The following is a 22,696-nucleotide window of genomic DNA, read 5'->3' on the forward strand; positions in this document are numbered from 1 at the left end:
TTCACTAAGCCGCTAATACAACACTCGACAGAAATGTAATAAATCATTCTGACTAAATATGCAATTTTACTAAACATGAAACCCCTATAAATATAAACAGAATCTCCTTAGTACACGACAAAATTATTAAATAGTTGATTTTAAGATAAATAAAGGAAAGGATTGTTTGTAAAAAAGGCTGATATTCAGTATATTAAATAATTATTTCTCACGTAATGTTTTTAAAAACAAACAACAGCCTAGAGTACAAAAACACAGAACTTCTAACAACTATAGAAGCTAATTTTAAAGGAAAATTAGGGTTAGCTAGGATCCGACTTATTTGTTTATTTATCATTGCTCTATGCAAAGTAAAGTCCGTGAATTTTTCTAAAGTATCAACTGGATTTGACAACTGTGCAACAACTAGTAGTAACTATAGACGTATTTTAGCGTTTTATGTCTTGTGTCGATTTGAAGTTGGAATGGGTTTCAAGACTTATTTTTGCACTTATTCCTACTGAGGAATCTTATGTCCTTGTGATGGATCGCACCAATTGGAAGTTTGGAAAACAAGATATAAACATCTTAATGTTAGGTATTAGTTATAAGAATATGTGTTTTCCAATACTATTTAAAATGCTAGATAAACGTGGTAATTCAAATACAAATGAGCGAAAAGAACTCATTAATACTTTTATTTATTGGTTTGGCAAAGATTGTATTGATTGTGTCTTAGCGGATAGAGAATTTGTTGGAGAAGATTGGATTAGCTATCTAAATGATAGACAGATTAAATACTACATCCGTATTCGAAATAACTTTAAGGTTTACTTGACCAGTAAACAGAAAGAAATAACGGCTTCTCATCTATTTAATAACTTAAAATCTAGTCAAACAAGACAGTATCACAAGATTGTTAGAATTCATAACCAGCTATGTTATATCTCTGGAACTAAAGTGATAACAGATGGTAAAATAGACTTCTGTATAGTCATAGGTTTTAATAAACCAGAGAAAGCTTTAGATACTTATAAAATAAGATGGCAGATAGAAACATTATTTAAAGCCTTCAAGTCTAATGGTTTTAATATAGAAGATACACACTTACAAAAAATTGATAGACTTGAAAAACTAGTCATATTAGTGATGATTGCCTTTGTATGGTGCTATAAGATTGGGGATTATATAGACACTATCAAACCTATTACAATCAAGAATCATGGTAATAGGCTTATTAGTGTCTTTAAACTTGGACTTGACTATCTATCAAGATTATTGCTTTCTAAAAACGAATACAACCCTTTAAATATCAAGTGCTTTAGTTTTTTGTCGTGTATTTAGCAGAATCTCTTAATTTCTGTCTTGTAAAAGATACTTATAGATCACTCCTCCTACGATAGCTCCTAATATAGGCGCTGTGATAAATAACCAAAGTTGAGGGATATACTCTCCTCCTGCAAAAAGTGCTTGCGAAATAGAACGAGCAGGATTTACAGAAGTATTGGTAATAGGAATTGAGATTAAATGAATTAAAGTTAACGCTAGTCCAATGGCTATCCCTGCAAATTTACCACTTGCTTTCTTATCTGTAGCACCTAGAATAATTAGAATAAAGAAAGCTGTTAATACAAACTCTGTAACAAAAGCAGATAGTAGATTAAACCCACTAGGTGATAAATGCCCATATCCGTTGGCTGCAAATGCTCCTGGTAATTTATTGTCAATACAACAGACTGAGCTACCCATATAAATCAGGTATAATACAACAGCTGCACATATTGCTCCAGCGAGTTGTGATCCTATATAAGGTAGAATTTCTTTTCCTGAAAATCTTCCCCCTATATACATTCCTATGGATACAGCAGGATTAAAATGACCTCCTGAAATAGGTCCTACCGCATAAGCCATAGTCAAAACCGTCAGACCAAAAGCTAGAGATACACCTACAAACCCAATGCCTACATCAGGTACCCCTGCTGCAAATAAAGCACTACCACACCCTCCTAATACTAACCAAAAAGTTCCGAAGAACTCAGCAAAATAATTTTTCATAGCAATTTAAATTATGTTTACTATTAGGACTGTCTAAATAATAATAGTCACATAGTGCGAATATAGTTTAACACTATAAATAAGAATAAATCAAATACATTAACACACCGTTAAAAACAAAAAAACAAGAGTAAATTGCTTCAATAAAATAATCTGGTGCTGAATTAAACCAAAACTTAATTATTGCATTTGCAAAACTTTAACCGTATTAAAGGCACTATTGACAAGTGTCTAAAGGAAGTAAAACCAATAATAGACAAGAATTATACAACAAATAACAACAATTGTATAAGTGTAAAAATAAAAGTGCTTTTACGTCTGCAAAAATCATTTAAAACCTATCTATATATTTAAAAAACAAGTATCTTTGTCTCATTGTTTTGAACAATTCAGACATTAAATGAAGAAATACTTATCCATATTATTCCTATTCTTATCCTTTTTAGTGACGGCTAGCCCTGTTATAGAGTGGTCTTGCACGGAGGAGGTGATGACTTGTGGTATGGAGATGAGTACTGAGGGTGGTATGTCTTGTTGTGGTGGTGATATGGAGCAAAGTTCTCGCAGTATGGATATGAATATGCCATGTTGTACAGTTGCTTCACGAGTACTAGTTACCATAGCAGAGTTAAAAGTACAAACGCCAAAAGTTGTTCAAGATACAAAGGCTAAAATAGCCAATATTAAATCACAATGGTTTAACTCTAACTACTTAGAGGACTTAAAATCTATTGATTTAGTATCTGTTTCTCCCCTTTCTGTTTCTGTTTCTGGATTTAAGTATAAAGATATAGACCCCTTGTCTTATATCTGTATTTACCGTATATGATACTCTACACAAGGTAACTACCTTATGCCCTATACTCTGGGCAAACTCTTAGGATAGTTACTTTACCCACACATTTTATTTTATTACTAGATAGGAAAGTATTATTCTAAGTACTTACCTTATTATGTACATTAAAGAAGTCTATAACAATGTAACTATTTAGATGTCTTTACTAAAGAAGTAATAAAGTGCTAATCTGTGGGGCAAATGATAATTATCTTTTAGTTATCATCACTAATCTATTTTTATCGGATGTTAGGTTTAAAATCAATGCCTTAACTTATGGCATACCTATTGTTGCATAGAATCAAAGATTAGTAGATGTCATTTTTTAATACAGAAATACATATCTTATGCTTAATAAAATCATTAAGTACTTCTTACACAATAGAGTAATTACTCTATTACTACTAGTAGTAGTTATTGTATGGGGACTAATAACAGCTCCATTTAACTGGCACCAAAATATGTTGCCAAGCGATCCTGTACCAGTAGATGCTATCCCTGACATTGGTGAAAACCAACAGATCGTAGCAACAGAGTGGATGGGGCGCTCTCCTAAAGATATTCAGGAGCAAATCACTTATCCACTAACGACTTCTCTACTGGGAATCCCTGGTGTAAAAACAGTGCGTAGTAGCTCTATGTTTGGGATGTCGTTTATCTATATCATTTTTGAAGAAAATGTAGAATTCTACTGGAGCCGCTCGCGTATCTTAGAGAAACTAAACTCTCTACCAGCAGGAACATTACCTGAGGGAGTAATCCCTTCATTAGGACCAGATGCTACTGCACTTGGGCAAGTATACTGGTACACGCTAGAAGGGCGTAATCCTGAGACAGGAGAACCTACAGGTGGATGGGATCCGGACGAGCTACGTACAGTACAAGATTTCTATACTAAATATAACTTATCTGCTGCAGAAGGAGTGTCTGAGGTAGCTTCTATCGGAGGATATGTAAAAGAGTATCAAGTAGAAGTAAATCCTGATGCAATGCGCGCTTATAACGTATCTGTGATGGATGTGATGTCTGCGATTCAGAAAAGTAACCTTGATATCGGAGCAGAGACCATCGAAATTAATAAAGCAGAGTACTTAGTACGCGGTCTTGGATACATTAAAAATGTCAAGGATCTAGAGGATGCTGTAGTCACAGTACGAAACAATGTTCCTGTAAAAATTAAAGACATAGCCTTCGTTAACTTAGGGCCAGCTACACGTCGTGGTGGTCTAGATAAAGAAGGTATTGAAGCTGTAGGAGGTGTTGTAGTAGCTCGTTATGGAGCTAACCCTATGCATGTGATTAGTAACGTAAAAGCTAAAATAAAAGAGATGGAAGCTGGGCTTCCTCAAAAAACACTTGCTGATGGTACCATATCTAAAGTAACCGTAGTTCCTTTCTATGACCGATCAGGATTAATACAAGAAACAATAGGTACACTAGAAACAGCCTTAGCACACGAGATATTAATCTGTATCATCGTAGTTATTGTACTTGTTATAAACTTGCGCGCGTCAGTGATTATCTCTAGTATTCTACCCATAGGTGTACTAGCGACTTTCATCATTATGAAATATATGGGAATAGAAGCCAATATCGTTGCCCTATCGGGTATTGCTATTGCTATTGGAGTTATGGTGGATGTTGGCGTCGTCTTTGTCGAGAGTATCATCAGGTACATGGAAGAAGAAAAAGCCCAAGGAATACAAAGTAAGGGAATGGCTTTTGTCAACCTTATTACAAAAGCGGTATCAGAAGTATCAGGTGCCTTGTCAACAGCTATGCTAACCACCATTATCAGCTTCTTACCTGTATTTGCAATGGAAGCGCAAGAAGGAAAGCTATTTAAACCATTAGCTTACACCAAGACCTTCGCTCTATTATCGGCATTTATCTTAGGGATCATCGTACTTCCTACAATAGCGTACTATGTATACTCTATTAAAATAGACAAACAAAAACTGCGCAAAATAGCCAATTATATCTTAGCTGTAGTAGGTATAGGACTGTGGATATATACAGGCGAGTTTATCGCTGTGACGCTAACATTAGTGGCTATTAATAATCTGTTTACACCAGGCTGGAAAACAGATACAATAGCCAATTATATCAATGTAGTCCTTACCCTATTTGTGGCTTTATACTACCTTACAGTAGAATGGTTACCTCTGGGTACTCAAGAGAGTACAGGATTAAACTTTGTCTTTGTACTTTTAGCTATCGGATCTATATTAGGTGTATTGTGGTTATTAGTAATCTACTATGAACAAATCTTAAGATGGGCACTTACCCACCGCTGGAAGTTCATGAGTATTCCTATTCTAACATTAGTCTTCGGAATGCTAGTATGGTTAGGTGCAGACAAAAGCTTTGGTTTTCTAGCCAAAGGCTTTGAGACTGTTGGATGGAAATCATTTAGAGAAACTGCTTTTTGGCAAAAATCAACACAGACCTTCCCAGGTATTGGACAGGAGTTTATGCCTAGTCTTAACGAAGGATCATTCTTACTGATGCCAACAAGTATGCCTCATACAGGTATTGAACAGAACCTTCAGTTTATCGGTACACTAGACAGACGTATTTCCAATATTCCTGAAGTAGAATTAACAGTAGGTAAATGGGGACGTGTAAACTCTGCTCTAGACCCTGCTCCTACTCAGATGTTTGAGAACACGATCAACTATAGATCAGAATACATCCTAGATGACAATGGACATAGACAGCGATTTAAAGTGAATAAAAAAGGAGAGTTTGAACTTATCAATGGAACTACCTATAATGTAGAAGATGGTTTTAGACTTATCCCTAGAGATAGTTTAATTATAGACAAAGATGGTAAGTTCTTGCGTCAATGGCGTCCTGAGATTAAAAAGGCAGATGATATCTGGCAAGAAATTGTCAATGTATCTCACTTACCTGGACTAACCTCGGCTCCTAAACTTCAGCCTATCGAGGCAAGACTTGTGATGCTATCAACAGGTATGCGTGCGCCAATGGGATTAAAAGTATCTGGACCAGATCTAGAATCTATAGAAGCAGGTGGAAAAGCATTAGAGACTGCGCTTAAAGACATCCCTTCTATTATGCCTTCTACTGTATTCTATGATCGCGCGGTAGGTGCTCCTTATGTAGAGATTCACCTAAACAGACATAATATGGCTAGATACGGAATTACAGTATCTGACTTGCAAGATGTAATCGGTGCTGCTATCGGAGGAATGGCCCTAACCACTACTGTAGAAGGACGTGAGCGATTCCCGGTAAGATTGCGTTATCCTCGAGAACTAAGAGATAACCCAGAACAGCTAGCAAAAATGCTAATCCCTACCGCTACAGGAGCTCAAATTCCTTTAAGCGAGGTAGCGGATATAGAATATGCTAAAGGTTCACAGATGATTCAAAGTGAGAATACCTTCTTACTTGGTTATGTCATCTTTGATAAAATAGAAACAAAAGCAGAAGTAGATGTAGTACACGAGGCAGATAAGCTATTACAAGCTAAGCTAGCCTCTGGTGAACTTACCCTACCAAAAGGAGTAACCTATAAGTTCGCTGGTAATTATGAACAACAAGAAAGAGCTTCTCAGCGATTACTATACATTGTACCACTGAGTTTATTAGCGATTCTTTTGATTCTATACTTCCAGTTTAAAACGATTGCAGCATCGCTTATCCACTTCTCTGGAGTGTTCGTAGCTTTTGCAGGAGGTTTTATCTTATTGTGGTTATACGGACAGCCTTGGTTTATGAACTTCTCAGTCGGAGATATGAATATGAGAGACTTATTCCAAATGCACAATATCAACCTGAGTATAGCAGTCTGGGTAGGTTTTATCGCCTTATTCGGATTAGCTACCAATGATGGAGTACTAATGGGAACTTATATACATGATACCTTTAAGGCTAGAGATCCTAAGACTAAAGAGGAGATTCGAGAAGCGGTAGTATACGCAGGATTAAAACGTGTAAGACCTGCAGCGATGACTACTGCTACAGCTCTAATTGCACTTCTTCCTGTGATGACCTCTACGGGTAAAGGAGCAGAGATTATGGTCCCCATGGCTATCCCTACATTCGGAGGAATGTTAATACAGTCCATGACCATGTTTGTAGTACCAGTATTCCAATGTTGGTGGAGAGAATGGGCAATTAAGCGTTCCGCTTAATTAATTACGAATTAAGAATGATTGCCCTACGGGCATTATATACACACTGTCGGCACACAATACACTAAGGTAGAGACGCATTATTATGCGTGTCACATTCAGGGGATAACTCGCTGCGGAAAGTCTCCCGACTTTGCGCAACTTAAACGAAGTATGATGGTGTGGATTTCCAATCCGTGACGACATAAACTGTGAACCGTAAACTAATAAAACAATGAACAAAAATAAAACGTATATATATTTAGCTTCGGCCTTCTTAGCAGTGACTAGCTTCACTGCTACGGCTGTAGCGCAGCAGCAACCTAAAGACTCTCTATCAAGCTATCTCAATGTAGCCATAGAGAATAACCCAGGGATCAAAGCACAGAAATTTGCTCATGAAGCTTTTTTACAAAAGATTCCACAAGCAGGTGCTTTTCAGGATCCTGAACTATCTATGGACTTCTACACAAAGCCTATGGATATTGTAGGTGGGCGCTCTATTGGCAATGTAAGTATCATGCAGATGCTTCCTTGGTTTGGTACGCGTAAGACTGCCCGCATAGAAGCTGGTCATATGGCTAATATGCAAAACGAGCAGTACAAAGAAGTGGTTGATAATATTACTTTACAAGTACATACCCAATGGTATGCCATGCAGAAGCTAAACGAGCAGTTAAGAAATAATGAAGAGAACAGAAAACTCTTACAACAATTAGAACAATTAGCTCTTAGAAAGTTCTCAGCACCATCTAATAGTGCTAAGGTTACCGCTACTCCTAAAGTAAGTAGTAAGACTGCCTCTACTACATCTGCTTCTGCATCAGCAGGTATGGGATCAATGAATATGGGTGGTGGAACTACTGCTAGTAGCACACCAGCGATGTCTTCTTCCATGGGATCTGGCGGAGGTATGAGCGAATTGGGCGGCAGTAGCGCTTCAGGAATGTCTGATGTATTGCGTATTGGATTAGAGCTTATAGAGATAGAGAATAATATTGAAAGCTTACACTCTCAATTAAAAGCAGAGAAAGCAAAATTCAATGCTCTTTTAAACAGAGAGGCAAACCATGAAGTAGTCTTAGGTGAAATAGAGAAAATACCTTTTATATATGGAGAGCAAGATGCTCTTCTAGCCATAGAGGCTAATAACCCTATGCTTTCAATGATCACAGAAGAAGGTCTTGCCTATAAAGCGAAAGCAGAAATGGACAAGAAAATGAGCTACCCTATGATAGGACTTGGACTGCAGTATATGGTTATCGGAAAGACTAATGATAAAATGCTGGCTATGGGAGATATGAATGGAAAGGATATGATTATGCCAATGGTCACTGTGAGTCTTCCTATCTTCCGCAAAAAGTATAAAGCCCAACAAGAAGAAGGTAAACTATGGTGGAAGTCTAGTGATCAGAAGTTCGAAGACACTTATAATACTTTAAAAAGTGAGTATTATGGATACAAAAGTCAATTAGATGATGCTGAACGAATTGTCACCTTGTATGAGAAGCAGACTACATTAGCTGAGACGACTTACAACCTTATTATCAAAGAATTTGTAACAGGTAAAAGTGATTTAACCAATGTAATACAAGTACAACGTCAATTATTAGATTACCAATTAAAAAAAGCAGAAGCAATTGCTAACTACAATACCATGGTAGCTTCTATCAAGAAATTATTAGCAATACGTGACAACACACAAAATATTTAGGCAATGGACAAAATAAGAAATATATTCAAAAACAATATTGTGCGTTATAGTGCAATATTACTTGTAGGTTTATTATTAGGATGGATGGTCTTTGGTGGAGCAGGATCACATCAGCACAATGGAGAACCAGCTACTACAGAAGAGGGAAATACAGTATGGACTTGTTCTATGCACCCACAAATCAAAATGGATAAACCAGGGAAATGTCCTTTATGTGCTATGGACTTAATTCCGCTTAAATCTTCTGATGGTGGTGATAACGCAATAGATGATGAGGCAATCCAGATGTCTAAAGAAGCAGTAGCACTAGCTAATATACAAACTACTGTGGTAGGACATCAAGATGCAGTAAAAGACATTCAACTCTATGGAACCATACAAGTAGATGAGCGATTACAACAATCTCAAACTTCACATGTCAATGGTCGTATTGAGAAGTTGTATGTTAACTTTACAGGAGAAGCTGTAAGACAAGGACAACTAATCGCTACTATCTATTCTCCTGATCTACTAACCGCTCAACAAGAGTTATTAGAAGCAGCTAAGTTAAAAGACTTACAGCCATTATTATTAGACGCTGCTAAAGAGAAATTGCGCATTTGGAAGATGTCAGAAGCTCAAATAAGCAAAGTCTTGAGCACAGGGAATGTTTCTCCTTATGTATCTATACATGCGAATACAAGTGGTATTGTCGTGGCAAAAAATGTTAACCAAGGTGATTATATCAGTCAAGGAACTGTGCTTTATAATATTTCTAATTTATCTAAACTGTGGGCTGTATTTGATGCCTATGAGAATGACCTTCCATTTATCAAAGAAGGAGATGTATTAAAATATACATTGCAGAGTTTACCAGGAGAAGTATTTAAAGGAAAGATTGCTTTTATCAATCCTATTATAGACGCTACTTCTAGAACAGCAAAAGTAAGAGTAGAAACAGACAATAGAAATAATAACCTTAAACCTGAGATGTACGCGAGTGCAAAAATATCAGCTCCTCTTAAACAGTACAATAAAGAAATGGTCATTCCTAAATCTTCTGTACTATGGACAGGTAAACGCTCTGTAATCTATGTAAAACAACCCAATACAGCTACTCCTGCCTTTAAGCTAAGAGAAATCGTATTAGGACCTTCACTTGGAGAGAATTATGTAGTGATGTCAGGATTAGAAAATGGAGAAGAAATCGTAACTAATGGAGTATTTACAGTTGATGCTAGCGCGCAGTTAGAGGGGAAACGCAGTATGATGAACAACGATAATGCTCCTGCTGCTAAAGGACATGCTAATCACGGAACTACGGCAAGTGCTAATCTAGAACATGCTATGCTTAAAGTAAAAGGAAACTGTGATTTATGTAAAGAGAGAATAGAAACCGCTGCGAAGAAAGTAAAAGGGGTATCTACTGCTTCTTGGGATGTAAAGGAAAAGGTACTACACCTTAACTTTGATAAAAAACTAACCTCTAAAGCAGCTATATCTAAGGCTGTAGCCAAGGTAGGACACGATACAGAACTAGACAAAGCTACAGATGCAGATTATAAAGCCTTACACAGCTGTTGTCAATTCGAAAGGTAGTTTCTTTTTTGTGAGACCGTGAATTTGTGAGACCGTGAATTTGTGATGTTGTTTTTTCGTGAAACTGTTTCAGAGTATAGTTAATTACATCATCTAAGTACATTATGCCCGTAGGGCAATACTGTAAACCGTAAACTGTTAACTTTAAACAAAACTCTACCTTCTTTTTTCTAACTTTACCTTATCGAAAACGAAAATGGGAACAGAGAATTGAAAACACGTAACAAGTAACAAGTAACAAAAATACAAATAAGCGGTTTCACGATTTCACACCTTGACAAAAAACAATAATACAAATAACAATCAAATGAAAAAAGTAATTTTAAGTTTTGCAGTATTAGCTTTCACACTTACTGCATGTAATGACAAAAAACAAGAAACAACAGCTCCAACAACAGAAGAGCACGCAGGACATGATCACGATGATCACACTACAGCTAGCGCTGCTGAAAAAGTAACAACAGTAAAAGAATCTGCTGTATTACAATCTACTCTTGATGCTTATTTCTTAGTTAAAAAAGCACTTCAAGAAGACAATCAAGCAGAAGCTGCTACGGCTAGTAAAACATTAGTAACTAATCTTAATGCAGTAGTAACAGAAGATGCTACAGCAAAAGAACTAGTGAAAGAATTAGTAGAAACAGCTACTAAGATTGACGTAGCAGACATCAAAGTACAAAGAGAAGAATTCGAAGACCTAACAGAAGACTTAGTAAAACTAATCAATACGGTAGGAACAGACAGAGTAGTATTTGAACAATACTGCCCAATGTACAACAACGGTGAAGGTGGTCAATGGCTAAGTGATGTAGAAGACCTATCTAACCCATTATACGGTTCTTCAATGCTTAAGTGTGGTGCTAATCAAAACAAAATCACATTTGAAACTAAATAGTTTTATAACTAAAAAATAGAAAGGCTGTCCGATTGGACAGCCTTTCTGTTTTTATTGGAATATTATTCATAAACTTTAAATAAGGTACCTTTTACATTTCCCATTGTATATCTAACCTCACTATTACTTTTTTCAGTAAATATAAATTCTATTGTAGTATTATTAAGGTAAATAGCTAGACGATAATACCCTTCTCTATACCCTTGTTGTAATCCTTCTCTATATTCTTGTTCTACTTTGACTACATCAGGATTCACTTGATAAGCCTGATTAATCATCTCTTGAAAACATTCTGTTGTTAGAGAAATGAAACATAACTCATTTAAAGAAATACTAAAACCAGGAACAAATGGTGAAGTCCCCCCACTTATCCTCCACTTATCCTCCAATTTCCTTGAAGCCATTTTGGTGTTTGAATCTTAGTTGAGGTAGAAATTCCATCAACTATTTCACTCTCATTTACCTCATTATTATCAGAAGAGCAAGCTAGTGCCATAGATGCCATCATTAGTAATAGAACAATTCTTTTCATTTCATATTTTTTTTATTATTAATACTACTTCCTTTGTTTCCTTAGGAACGACAAAGGTATATCCTATAAAAGACTCGTCCTTACAGTTTTACATATCTATAGAAAAAGTGACTGATAGCGAGATACTTATAAAAATCTAATTATTGTTATACGCACTAAAACTGAAAATATAAACTCATATAAACTTGATGAGCTTTAACTTTATAAGCCTGGTCATTTAGTATTAACTCACTTTTATCTGCCCATAGTTTACCTAAAGTAAATCTAGCTCCTATCTGCTGTCTCTCTTTTAGACTGTAAATATAATCTAGCTCTAGTGTCAAATAATTTTTATCCATCGTTCGATATCTAAAAGCAGGAAGGTAAATCTCTTGATACAAACTTTGAAAAGTAGTGTCTTCTTGTGTAAAAGCTTTTTGTGATTTCTGAGCTTCAAAACTCACTCCTACTCCTACTTGATATTTTTGTTTTTGATAAAGTACCTTAGCTTCAGCCTTTGGAGTTTTTTTATCAAGTTGAGATTTAAAAAGTGTCTGCTTATAATACTCATCATAGCTGTCTTTTTGGTAACTCACCCCTAAACTGTATAACCAAAACTGACTATGTCTATAAGTAATACTCACCTCAATTCTATATTGATTCTCATCTAGTACATAGGGTTTTTATCTCTCCTTTTTTAACATAATCATAAACACCAGAAAAATCATCGTTTACCCTATTATAACTATATCTATTTTCTTTTTCTTTTAAAGTAGTCAATTAAGCAGAGAGCTGTAATTGAGCTTGCCATTTTCTAGACAATACATAATTAAACTTTACTTCTGGCAAATAGTTATAACTTGTTAATTCATAAAGGTTAATCGTTTTTTATTCTTCTGTTTTTAGGTTGCGTATCTCTGTTTGAAATAGTATGTCAACAGAGAAAGGACTTTTTTTCCATAGACCAGCAGAAGCACTTATAGAAGTAGTGCGTTGTTTGTACCAATACTATTTTGACCTCTTTCTAATCAAGAATGAAAAAATAGAATCTTTGACTTAAACTTATCAGAGGAAAAAACATATAAATAGAAGCTTATTCTTTAAGAACTTTCCAACTAAAAACACTTTCTATTTAACTCATAAAATAACACCTATTGGGTATAAAAAAATAAATTAAGTACAAACTATACCCGAAGAGGTATTATATAATATTTTTATGTATACCTTATACCTGAAAAGGTATAGATATGGATTCAATACAATTATTTGTAAAGCAAAAACGAAAAGAATTAAAGCTAACACAAGAGGATTTAGCATTAAATGCTGGTGTAGGACTGCGTTTTGTACGTGATTTAGAACAAGGTAAAAAAACACTTCGTTTAGACAAAGTAAACGATGTACTAGCTCTATTTGGTAAAGAAGTAGGTGTAATTGATAAAACTAGATAATAATGGTAAGACAAGCGAAAATATATTTTCAAGATCAATTAGCTGGTTATCTTCTTGAAACAGATAATGGTTACTCGTTTTACTATGAAAAGGATTATCTAAAAACAACTAATCCTAAGCCAATTAGTTTACCCTTATCTGAAGAAAATTATCATAGTAATGTACTTTTTCCTTTTTTCGATGGGTTAATTCCTGAAGGTTGGTTACTAGACATCGGAGAAAAACATTGGAAGCTTAATCCACATGACCGATCTGAATTATTAATCAACTTATGTAGAGACACTATTGGAGCTGTCTCAGTTTATCCGATGGAGGCGGAAAATCATGAATAATTGTACATCCAAAATCTCTATCTATTTTCAACTTCTTCTCTATAAAAAACACTTCAAAAGACAAAGAAAAATCTCCTATAAAAAAAGAGCTACCTTCTTTTAAAAAGAAGGTAGCTCTACTACATATTATTTTATAATAACTACATATTATAACTCCATGATAATAAACTCGCTACGTCTGTTTTGTTGATGTTGTTTTTCTAAACAAGGAACATTATTCTGACAATGATTAATAATATTAGTCTCACCATAACCTTTAGCACTTAACCTAGAAGGATTAATACCTTGATAGATTAACCAATCAACTGTTGTTTGAGCTCGACGTTCTGATAATCCCATATTATAAGCATCGGACCCTTTACTATCTGTATGTGAACGAACCTGTATTTTCATAGTTGGATTATTTTTCATCATCACAACCACTTTAGCAAGCTCAAACTGAGCATCAGTTCTAATTACAGCACTATCATGATCAAAATAAATTGGTGCAAGTGCTAAACGTTTACCTAGATCTTCTCCTTTTTGTATCTCCTTATAGGATTGTGCTTCACCAGAATTGTTATAGTGATCAATATCAAGAGCTGTATCTTTTAAAAGCTGAAAATTCACAACCTTCACATCTGTTAATGTAACATCCTCTACTGATTTTTCTTCTGATACATAACCAGTTGCTTTTACCGATACATAATAATCTCTGTTTACTTTTACGTCTTTAAAAACATATTCACCACGCTTATCAACCTCTATTTGCTCTATCATTCTATGTTTACTGTCATATAAAAACACAAAAGCATCTAGAATTGGTTGCTTAGTTTTTTGATCAATGATCTTTCCTGTGATATCTTGAGAGATATTAAGCTCAGTACCTAATTTCATTCTTACATAATACAAATCGTCTTTACCACTTCCATTGGGTCTGTTAGAGGTAATAAATCCAAACTTAGCCTCAGGATCTAAGTACATAGCAAAATCATCATAAGGGCTATTAATTGAGTTACCTAAATTAACTACCTCTCCAAAACTTCCATCTTGATAAATCTGTACTCCATAAAGATCAAGTCCTCCTAACCCAGGATGACCATCCGAGGCGAAGTATAATACATTATCAGAACTCACAAAAGGAAAACTCTCTCTAGCTTCTGTATTTATTTTATCTCCTAAATTCTCTGGAGTTCCAATAGATCCATCTCTAAATACTTTAGCTCTATATAAATCTGACTGACCGTATCCTCCGGGTCTATCTGATGAGAAATAAATCCAATCTTGATCAGGTGATAATGCAGGAGAAGCTGTATTGGCATGTTCTACATTAATACTTAATTTCTCTACATCTCCCCATTTTCCTGGTCCAAAGCTATAGGCTCTATATAGATTAACTAGTAAAGCTTTATCTGAGTATCTCACGTTTTTATCTGCTCGATTATTACTAGAGAAATACATGGTTCTACTATCGGCTGAGAAAATAGCATTAGCCTCATTATAATTCCCTTCTAGTTTTCTAACAAAAGGTTTCGCCTTGCCAATATACCCATCAATTCTTACCGAAGCAGAATAAAGCTTAGTATAAGGATCATTGGTCCAAGAGTGAATACCTTTTTGTTTACCTTTTTTAGCCGATGATGCATAAACAATCTCTCCTTTATATAATGCAGAGCCATACTCAGATCCTGGGGTGTTTACGCTATTTAGTTGCTTTACCCTATACCCATCTCTATTGGTATTAACCTGTTCTAAGTAGTTAGGATTACTCAAATACTTTTTTACTCTAGAATCTCCAGGAGCTTTCTCGGCAAATAGCTCCATCTTTGAGTTTGCTAAAAAATAATCCCCTGTTGTTCTAATTGTTTGAATGTATCTATAGTAAGCCTCTATATCTTTTATATCACTAGCCTGACTTACGTTTTCAAACAATTTTTCATACCAGTGATTTGCCTGCAAGTACATACCATTCTCATAATAAGCCTTGACTAAATTAAAAAGTATATCATCTGCTTGTTTACCTTTTGCTATTGCTTTTTCATAAGTAGTAATTGCCTCGGCATAAGCCATTTTCTGTATTTGCTTATTTGCCTTTTTAACATAGCTGTTTTGGGCAAAACTGGTCAAGGAAAACAAGCTTAAACACATTATAAACCCTGTTTTGTAAATCTTTTTCATTCTTTTTCTTATATTATATTTATAGCTTTTTTAGAAGAAACGAGCTGTGGTTACTCTATTGTATTTATTGAAAATATCAAATCTTAGAAACACCTCATGTGATCCAGAATTGTATCTAGCTAATTTAGTGGTATCAGCATCATAAGAATACCCTATAAACAATCCTTCATTTATTTGGAATCCAGCCAGAGCGCTTACAGAAGCATCCCAACGATAAGATGCCCCTAGTGTGAATTTATCAATAATCAAGAAGTTTGCTGTTAAATCAACCTGCATAGGAGCGCCAGAAACAGACTTAGCCAAAAAAGCAGGTTTGAATTTTAAACTTGGATTAAGTTCAAAAACATATCCTCCCATAAGATAAAAGTTCATTTTTTGACGCATTAATTTTTGCCCCTCGTTCTCTGTTCTATCTGTAGTCATAAAATTAGGCACAGACATACCCAGATAAGACTTCTCTGAATATAGATATAATCCTGCTCCTATGTTTGGACTAAATTTATTATTAACATCAACAAAAGAAACATCACTTGGATCATATATATCAAGCTTGTCTTTATCAAAATTTAAAAGATTTGCTGTTGCTTTTAAACCAAATGATAATTTGTACTGGTCATTTAAATCTACCGCATAGGCTAGGTTTACAGAAAAGTTATTCTCTGACATAGCTCCAATTCTATCATTGGTATAGTTAATACCTCCTGAGAGTCCATTTTTCCCAAGTGGAGTATCTATGGATATATTTGCTGTTTGAGGAGATCCATCAAGCCCTACCCATTGTGCTCTATACATACCAAAAACATTAAGCACTCCACGAGTACCTGAGTACCCAGGGTTGATGTTTGAGGTATTATACATATATTGTGTAAATTGAGGGTCTTGTTGAGCTTGCATAGTTGTAAAACATCCTAAAGTCAGTAAACTCACTCCTATCTTTTTAATATCTACCTTTATTTTCATAACCTTTTTGTTATTTATTACTAGTAAATAGGCTTTAACAAAGAACATACCCAATCCATATTTTTAAATGTTAAAAAACAAAATGGATTGCTATTATTCTCATTAATTACCAATACTATTTCTTAAAACAAAATAACAAAAAGCCTGTAAAACAAACAATTAACTAATCATTATTGAATAAAACCCTATTAAATATCGAAAAAAAAGAAAAACTAAAAAAAAATTATAACAATCTTAAAACAATCCCTAGTTGCAGGTTTTTTCAATTAATCACCAAAAATCACCTATACCAAAACACTTAATCACACAAGACAATATCCATATAAAAATCACCTGCTTAAAAAAACGAATATCACAATTTGCATAAATTCACCTTATGTACAACTTTTTAAAGTATTCTTATCCAGTTTTTAATAAATATTCTAAGCTTCTTGTCAATACAAGAGGTTTTTCGTCGTATTACAACTTTTTACATAAGATTTTATAGGTAAAAAAAAGCCTTAAAACTTGGAATCTTTTAACAAAAAAAGATCACCTCTAATCCAGGTAATCCTACACTATGTCCTTATTTAGCCAAAATAATCCCGATTGTATTTGTGATACTTCTTATGGTACTTTCCTTTGTATTTATTTTACTTTCTCTGGTGATAATTAGCTTTATACTTAAAATAATTACCCTTAGAATCAAAGGGAGAATTATTTGATTTCTTAGCTTAAAACATAGTAGATATATCACAAGTATATACACGATTTTTCTTCATTTAATTTATTAAATACTATCCCCCCTAATTAGTCAATAAAAATAAAGTTTTAACTAACCTAAGACTCATTAATTTTGCTTTACTGATTCTTATTTAAATTTTATAAACCCAAAAAAAAGAGGTAAAATAAGAACACTTTTATTCCTATTTTACCTCATTTATCTAAAAAGCGCTATTTTCAGCTCTCTTTTATTTTTTTACTCATTTGGTCTATCTCTTTGAATTTGATCAATTGCATAGGCCAAGAAGTTCATTGTAAAGTGACTATTATAAGTTGGAAGACTACCATTTCCTGCAGATCCTCTACCTGTTGTTACAGTTGCTTTAGTAGAATTACCACTAACTCCATAAACATTACCTAGTTGCATAAACCCACTATCTCCTGTATAAACAAAATTATACTTATTGTGTCTTATAACCCAACGTTTGTTTGGATCTGCATCGTAGGCAATATAAGAAGACGGTAAATTATTAACTGTTCTACCTACTACATCCTCCCCAAGGGTTAAGCCTCTTAAGTCTCCAAATGGCCCCACAAGAAGCGGATCATTAATACTTACTAAAGTATGGAATGTACTTTGTCCTGAAATAGTTGCACTTCCTCCTCCTGCTAATAAATTTATAAATGCCGCAGCATAAGATTCATTTGCTTCATTATTAATCATTGCTGCTCCTTTTTGATTAACTAAAAAATCATAAAGAACATTATTTTTAGTATTATCAAATCCAAAGTTTAGCGTTCCTATAACTATATCTACTTTATTATTTGTTAAAGCAGTTGAAAAAGCTGAAGCTGATGTATGACTTCCTGAAACAACAATTAAGCTTTCTATTTTAACAAGTCCATTAGGACCAAAATAATCCTTATTGTTTAACAATCCACCTTTTGTTCCTGCATCTACACGATATCCTGAACTATTTCCAGAGGATAATAAAACCATTGGTCTATACAAAATAGGTACTGTAACAGGTCCTATTTGAGGATTATTACCAATACTGTTTCCTTTTAAAGTAAATACAGATTGATCAGCTTTCTCTGGTCTACCAGTGGCTTGTAATCGAATAGTTTTTACTCCTCCATTTGTATTAATATCATTATCTGTCAATACTTTTGACCCTTTATAACTTACTCCATTTACTTGAACATCAGATTCTATAACAGCTTCACCTGGGAAGATAACCTTCACTGGTACATCTATATAATTAGCATTAGTTGCCACTGAGTAAGGTCTGAGTTTACCTCCTATTTGAATATTATTCCATAGTATTTCATACTGTACTGGAGCTCCTGTTACAGGCACATTATACTCACATCCCACAATATCTCTATCATTATTCTCTATTGGGTAAGTAGTATCATACTCATGAGCTCCTTTTGATAGCATCTTAAATTTAAAGGTTATATCTTTATTAGATACAGTTGGCTTACCAGTTCCATTAACAGGAGTTAGCACTACATTTTGTACATCATCCCTTAGAGAATTAAACTCAAAATCAACCACCTCTGAACTAAACTCAATCTTTTGGGTCTGTTGTCCAAAGTCGCTACCTGTAACATCTACTGTAGCTACAAGTTTACCTCTTCCAGGGGCTAATACCTTAACTGGTACATTCAATTTATGATCATTTGTCAAAGGCTCATTATACTCAAAATCTCCCTGATGACTAATTGTGTATTGACCTGTATTATCACAAAGCACATCAAAGTTTAATCTTTCTATATCTACATTTGCCGCTTTTACCTTAGGCGACTCCCCTAGTTCTAACCTAACATAAGAATTACTAATAAAGTCCATAGGTGTTGTACGAGGCAGCAAAGGGATTCCTTCACCATAGAGCCTAATTATAGCCTGTTTAGAAGCTACCTCTGCACTTGTTAAAGCACGTTTTCCTATAAAACGAATACCATTAATCTCTGGAGTATGAATCTCTACGATTCCTCCCATTGTGATTTGATTAATATATACATCTAAAAAACCACTACGCTTGTCTTTTAAACTCACACCAGTGTAAAACTCCCCAGATGGTACAACTCTATCTATCTGATATTGTAAAGATTCTTTCTCTACAAAAATATTTGTTTGACAATCTATATCTTTACCGTTGAATTTAAACTTAATTATATCTCCTACACTTGTAGGCTTACCTGTATTATCTCTTGGATAACCTTTTTTAGGAGTTCCTGTTGCTCTTAAAAAAACATTGTATGTTCCTTGTGAAGGAAAAATACCGCTTGAGGAAAAAGCATAACCATTTTTTTCTGTTCCATTATATGCCTCTGCCTCTATTTGATAAGTTCCAGGGGTAGAAACATTTACTTCCATAGCAATCAAGTTAGCACGTGATTGTAAAAACACTCCTTCGTTATAGTTTCCTTCAATTCGAATCTTACCACAACTTGCATCTGTAATTACAAACTCGGCTGGTTCTCCATCTCCACAAAGTCCTAGCCACTGTTTTCTTGTTGCGCTAAAAAACTCCATACAATCTCTTGTTGTATTATAAATCATCAGCCCTGGTTGTAAATTCTTCACAGGTATAGCCTGACGCTGTTCCATTGTCATACGAGGCAGAAGAAAACCACGTTCTACAGAACTTAAATCCAGTATACTAAATGATAATGGATTTAGAGTATTCTGCAAAACAGAACTATCTGAAATCTGAGCTCCTTTTCCTTGTCCCTGTACATTTATAGATGTAAATACACTTAAAATAACTAAACAAAAAAACAGGATTATATCTTTAAATTTTCTATTTTTTCTCATAAGCATTTTTTTAAAAATAAACTAGAGCACAAATGCCCTAGCCTAATTCTTAATTACTTCACTGATTTATTTTCTTTTACATATTCTATCGCCCATGCCATTAGATTTGCATAAAGAACACTGTTATACACTGTTGAGCCTTTATCGTAAGGCTTTCCAATAGGTGTTCCATCTGCTGTGTATCTAGATGGCCAAACATTTGTACTAGTGTTTGTCATAGTACCAACTACCCATCCTCCATCTCCGAAGAAAGCAAAACCTAAAGTTTTATGTTTTAATCCCCATATATCACCTGATCCATCATTTCTAACAATAAGTGGGGTAAGCTCAGTATTTGATCTAACTCCATCAAAATACCATCCATTAGACGCATCATTACCAATGTACTTGTCTTTTAAACTACCAAAAGGTCCTTTTACAATAGCTTCATCTTGAGCTGAGTCTAAAACAGGATTAATCATTGTAAATCTACCACTTGCATTACCAATGCTCTGTCCTGTTAGAGATTCTATAAACTGTTTACTAGAGGTATGAGCAGTGTTTTCATCACTGATAATCAGTACTCCTTTTTCGGTTTTCACAAACCAATCAAAAACATTTAAAGTAGCTTGATTAGCATTATATCCTATCACATTATGGATAATATCTACTTTATTATTGATAATATAACTACGTAGAGATTCTCCTTGAAGACCTGTGGTTAACACTCTTATATTATTTACCTTAACAATACCGTTTGGTCCGAAGTTTCTAATACTCTTTAAAATAGCACTTCCTGCATAAGTGTTTGCTGATGGACTAGCTCCATAGTTTACGTTTCCTAAGGTTAATATAACTATATCTCTATTTACTACATTAACAGTAGTTGAACATACCGTGCTTCCAGATTGACTATTTGTTGTAATCATATAGGTTAAACGCCCTGATTGTTTATAATTACCTGAAGGCTTTAACTCAACTATGTATTGTCCTGGCTTATCAAAAGTCCCACTTGCCGAGAAGCTCACATCATTTAATTGATTTGTTACAATGGAATAATCCCCTGGATAATCAACACTTATTTTTACTGAAATACTATTTTTGCTAATATCTGTATCTACTAAATAATTTCCATTAACAACAATACTACTACACTCCAGACTATAACGAACTATTTGTTCTTCTACCTTTATCTCAGGAAAAGTAGTACAAATATTACTATTTAAGGCTGAATCAAAAGTTATTGCGCTAACACCTCTAGGTACTAATACTTCTTCTGGGTATAAAGTTACGTATTGAATATCGTTGCGAGATTTATTAAAACTAAGATATACATCTTTAGCCGTGTATTTAACCTGTGTATTTCCACTACTTGCTTGCATTGTTCCAATAAGCTCAATAGTGGTAGTTCCTGGAGCTAAAACTGTAACAGGCAATAAAATAGCATTATTTCTTCCAAGCTTAACATCTTGTTTGTACTCACCTCTAAACTCTACTTTATTATTTGGGTCATCACATAGATAATTATAAGATACTGGTTTTACATTAACTCTAGCCTTAACATTTGTAGGTGCGTTATTAGAACTTGAATTTGTAGTAAAATTAAATATACTTGGATTACCTATTGGTGTTGATTTAACCGGAATTCCTTGTCCTACAACAGAGATTGTTTGGCTTCCTGTACTGGTAAACTCTCCTGTTCCATTAAAGGACATTCCATTTTCACTATTACTTGTAATTCTCCAAAAACCTAAAGCAGTTACATTAACTGTAAGATCTATTCTATTATCATTTGCATTTAACGGCACACCTATATAAGCATCCCAATTAGCTTGTACATCTTGAGGCTCTAGTGTAAAACTAAGGGCTGAAGACTTCACTTTAATACTAAACATACAATCTGTTGGAGCTGGTTTACCATTAAAACTAAATGATATTAAATCTCCACTTTGTTCATTAGCCTGTAAAGGAGTTCCTAGACCATCTAAAGCAATAGTATACACACCTGTTGTATCAAAGGTTCCTGATTTAGAAAAAGAATAACCATTGTTACTTACCGCGCTGATATTAAAAGATCCAGGCTCTTCTACCTTAACAGTTATATATAATACATCTGTTTCTCTTAAGTATTTACCTTGAGTTAACATATCACTTCCAGAAGCGCTTAATTTTATAGCATTACAATTAGATATATCCATAATTGCAGGAGGTAATGATCCACATAGGCTCAACCATCTATTTCCTGTTTTACTCCAATAGTTAACACAATCTGTATCAACATTATAGATTGTAAGTCCGTTTCCTCTTTCTTTATCTGCAATTGAAATTGCATTACGCTGCGAGGTGGTTAAACGTGGTAATAAAAAACCTTTACTAACACTCTCAAGTTCTAGCACCGTATTCTCACTAGCGGCAGCACTGCTATTGGCCACACTACCATCTTTTATCTTTGTTGTATATAAATCATTTTGAGCAAATGATGTAGCTATGCTAAAAAACATAGCTACAATCAATAAGATAAATGAATTAATAGATACTTTATTTATTTTTATACTATTCATCAATATAATATTTGATTAATATTC

16 protein-coding genes are annotated in these 22,696 nt (G+C 34.4%); 8 read left to right on the top strand and 8 right to left on the bottom strand.

All coding sequences use genetic code 11. The features are described 5' to 3' along the window. Positions 1-438 precede the first annotated feature (438 nt). Complete coding sequence (locus tag MPR_RS10355) at positions 439-1,323, top strand: IS4 family transposase (protein WP_235280428.1); 885 nt, start codon at positions 439-441, stop codon at positions 1,321-1,323. A gap of 9 nt (positions 1,324-1,332) precedes the next feature. On the opposite strand, the gene aqpZ is transcribed toward MPR_RS10355, so the two are convergent. Next, a complete protein-coding gene (gene aqpZ / locus MPR_RS10360; RefSeq protein WP_041892324.1) occupies positions 1,333-2,034 on the bottom strand; it encodes an aquaporin Z in 702 nt (233 codons plus the stop codon). A gap of 400 nt (positions 2,035-2,434) precedes the next feature. Here aqpZ and MPR_RS10365 point away from each other — a divergent pair, with 400 nt between their 5' ends. From MPR_RS10365 to MPR_RS10385, 5 genes are all read left to right on the top strand, one after another. Continuing rightward, a complete protein-coding gene (locus MPR_RS10365; protein WP_041892327.1) occupies positions 2,435-2,863 on the top strand; it encodes a hypothetical protein in 429 nt (142 codons plus the stop codon). A gap of 353 nt (positions 2,864-3,216) precedes the next feature. Continuing rightward, on the top strand, positions 3,217-7,032 hold the full coding sequence (locus MPR_RS10370; protein WP_041892329.1) for an efflux RND transporter permease subunit: 3,816 nt from the start codon (positions 3,217-3,219) through the stop codon (positions 7,030-7,032). A 214-nt stretch (positions 7,033-7,246) separates the two neighbouring features. After that, a complete protein-coding gene (locus tag MPR_RS10375; RefSeq protein ID WP_041892331.1) occupies positions 7,247-8,725 on the top strand; it encodes a TolC family protein in 1,479 nt (492 codons plus the stop codon). A gap of 3 nt (positions 8,726-8,728) precedes the next feature. Then, a complete protein-coding gene (locus MPR_RS10380) occupies positions 8,729-10,303 on the top strand; it encodes an efflux RND transporter periplasmic adaptor subunit (RefSeq protein WP_041892334.1) in 1,575 nt (524 codons plus the stop codon). A gap of 307 nt (positions 10,304-10,610) precedes the next feature. Continuing rightward, positions 10,611-11,198, top strand: coding sequence for a DUF3347 domain-containing protein (locus tag MPR_RS10385; protein ID WP_041892336.1), 588 nt, complete (start codon positions 10,611-10,613; stop codon positions 11,196-11,198). Positions 11,199-11,260: 62 nt separating this feature from the next. On the opposite strand, the gene MPR_RS10390 is transcribed toward MPR_RS10385, so the two are convergent. The 3 genes from MPR_RS10390 to MPR_RS10395 all read right to left on the bottom strand — a co-directional run bounded on the left by MPR_RS10390 (position 11,261) and on the right by MPR_RS10395 (position 12,353). Further along, positions 11,261-11,602, bottom strand: coding sequence for a hypothetical protein (locus tag MPR_RS10390; protein ID WP_235280429.1), 342 nt, complete (start codon positions 11,600-11,602; stop codon positions 11,261-11,263). After that, positions 11,566-11,730 (bottom strand): hypothetical protein, encoded by a 165-nt coding sequence (locus MPR_RS18915; RefSeq protein ID WP_235280430.1) that lies wholly within the window; start codon positions 11,728-11,730, stop codon positions 11,566-11,568. Before MPR_RS18915 ends, MPR_RS10390 begins: the two co-directional genes overlap by 37 nt. Positions 11,731-11,885: 155 nt before the next feature. After that, positions 11,886-12,353 carry a hypothetical protein gene (locus MPR_RS10395; RefSeq protein WP_041892338.1) on the bottom strand — a complete coding sequence of 156 codons (468 nt, stop codon included), beginning with the start codon at positions 12,351-12,353 and terminating at the stop codon, positions 11,886-11,888. Positions 12,354-12,956: 603 nt separating this feature from the next. Between MPR_RS10395 and MPR_RS10400 the strand changes: the two genes are divergently transcribed. Continuing rightward, positions 12,957-13,157, top strand: a complete 201-nt coding sequence (locus MPR_RS10400) for a helix-turn-helix transcriptional regulator (RefSeq protein ID WP_006259945.1) — start codon at positions 12,957-12,959, stop codon at positions 13,155-13,157. Positions 13,158-13,159: 2 nt separating this feature from the next. Next, entirely contained in the window at positions 13,160-13,489 is a 330-nt protein-coding gene (locus tag MPR_RS10405) for a HipA N-terminal domain-containing protein (RefSeq protein ID WP_041892343.1), read from the top strand. Positions 13,490-13,636: 147 nt separating this feature from the next. On the opposite strand, the gene MPR_RS10410 is transcribed toward MPR_RS10405, so the two are convergent. From MPR_RS10410 to MPR_RS10425, 4 genes are all read right to left on the bottom strand, one after another. After that, positions 13,637-15,646: an OmpA family protein gene (locus MPR_RS10410; protein ID WP_041892345.1), complete on the bottom strand. Its 2,010-nt coding sequence runs from the start codon at positions 15,644-15,646 to the stop codon at positions 13,637-13,639. Positions 15,647-15,676: 30 nt separating this feature from the next. Further along, positions 15,677-16,606 carry a PorP/SprF family type IX secretion system membrane protein gene (locus MPR_RS10415; protein WP_041895380.1) on the bottom strand — a complete coding sequence of 310 codons (930 nt, stop codon included), beginning with the start codon at positions 16,604-16,606 and terminating at the stop codon, positions 15,677-15,679. A gap of 958 nt (positions 16,607-17,564) precedes the next feature. After that, complete coding sequence (locus MPR_RS10420) at positions 17,565-20,132, bottom strand: phage tail-like protein (protein ID WP_041895382.1); 2,568 nt, start codon at positions 20,130-20,132, stop codon at positions 17,565-17,567. A 53-nt stretch (positions 20,133-20,185) separates the two neighbouring features. Then, on the bottom strand, positions 20,186-22,672 hold the full coding sequence (locus tag MPR_RS10425) for a phage tail-like protein (protein ID WP_041892347.1): 2,487 nt from the start codon (positions 22,670-22,672) through the stop codon (positions 20,186-20,188). Positions 22,673-22,696 lie beyond the last annotated feature (24 nt).

This window comes from Myroides profundi (assembly GCF_000833025.1).
Taxonomy (GTDB): Bacteria; Bacteroidota; Bacteroidia; order Flavobacteriales; family Flavobacteriaceae; genus Flavobacterium; species Flavobacterium profundi_A.

Excerpts from the sequence above, each read along its gene's own strand:
- MPR_RS10380 (WP_041892334.1), top strand. The coding sequence starts at position 8,729 with ATGGACAAAATAAGAAATATATTCAAAAACAATATTGTGCGTTATAGT.
- MPR_RS10385 (WP_041892336.1), top strand. The coding sequence starts at position 10,611 with ATGAAAAAAGTAATTTTAAGTTTTGCAGTATTAGCTTTCACACTTACT.
- MPR_RS10370 (WP_041892329.1), top strand. The coding sequence starts at position 3,217 with ATGCTTAATAAAATCATTAAGTACTTCTTACACAATAGAGTAATTACT.
- MPR_RS10400 (WP_006259945.1), top strand. The coding sequence starts at position 12,957 with ATGGATTCAATACAATTATTTGTAAAGCAAAAACGAAAAGAATTAAAG.
- MPR_RS10365 (WP_041892327.1), top strand. The coding sequence starts at position 2,435 with ATGAAGAAATACTTATCCATATTATTCCTATTCTTATCCTTTTTAGTG.
- MPR_RS10420 (WP_041895382.1), bottom strand. The coding sequence starts at position 20,132 with ATGAGAAAAAATAGAAAATTTAAAGATATAATCCTGTTTTTTTGTTTA.
- MPR_RS10390 (WP_235280429.1), bottom strand. The coding sequence starts at position 11,602 with ATGGCTTCAAGGAAATTGGAGGATAAGTGGAGGATAAGTGGGGGGACT.
- MPR_RS10375 (WP_041892331.1), top strand. The coding sequence starts at position 7,247 with ATGAACAAAAATAAAACGTATATATATTTAGCTTCGGCCTTCTTAGCA.
- MPR_RS10410 (WP_041892345.1), bottom strand. The coding sequence starts at position 15,646 with ATGAAAAAGATTTACAAAACAGGGTTTATAATGTGTTTAAGCTTGTTT.
- aqpZ (WP_041892324.1), bottom strand. The coding sequence starts at position 2,034 with ATGAAAAATTATTTTGCTGAGTTCTTCGGAACTTTTTGGTTAGTATTA.
- MPR_RS10425 (WP_041892347.1), bottom strand. The coding sequence starts at position 22,672 with ATGAATAGTATAAAAATAAATAAAGTATCTATTAATTCATTTATCTTA.
- MPR_RS10415 (WP_041895380.1), bottom strand. The coding sequence starts at position 16,606 with ATGAAAATAAAGGTAGATATTAAAAAGATAGGAGTGAGTTTACTGACT.
- MPR_RS10405 (WP_041892343.1), top strand. The coding sequence starts at position 13,160 with ATGGTAAGACAAGCGAAAATATATTTTCAAGATCAATTAGCTGGTTAT.
- MPR_RS10355 (WP_235280428.1), top strand. The coding sequence starts at position 439 with ATGTCTTGTGTCGATTTGAAGTTGGAATGGGTTTCAAGACTTATTTTT.
- MPR_RS18915 (WP_235280430.1), bottom strand. The coding sequence starts at position 11,730 with ATGAAAAGAATTGTTCTATTACTAATGATGGCATCTATGGCACTAGCT.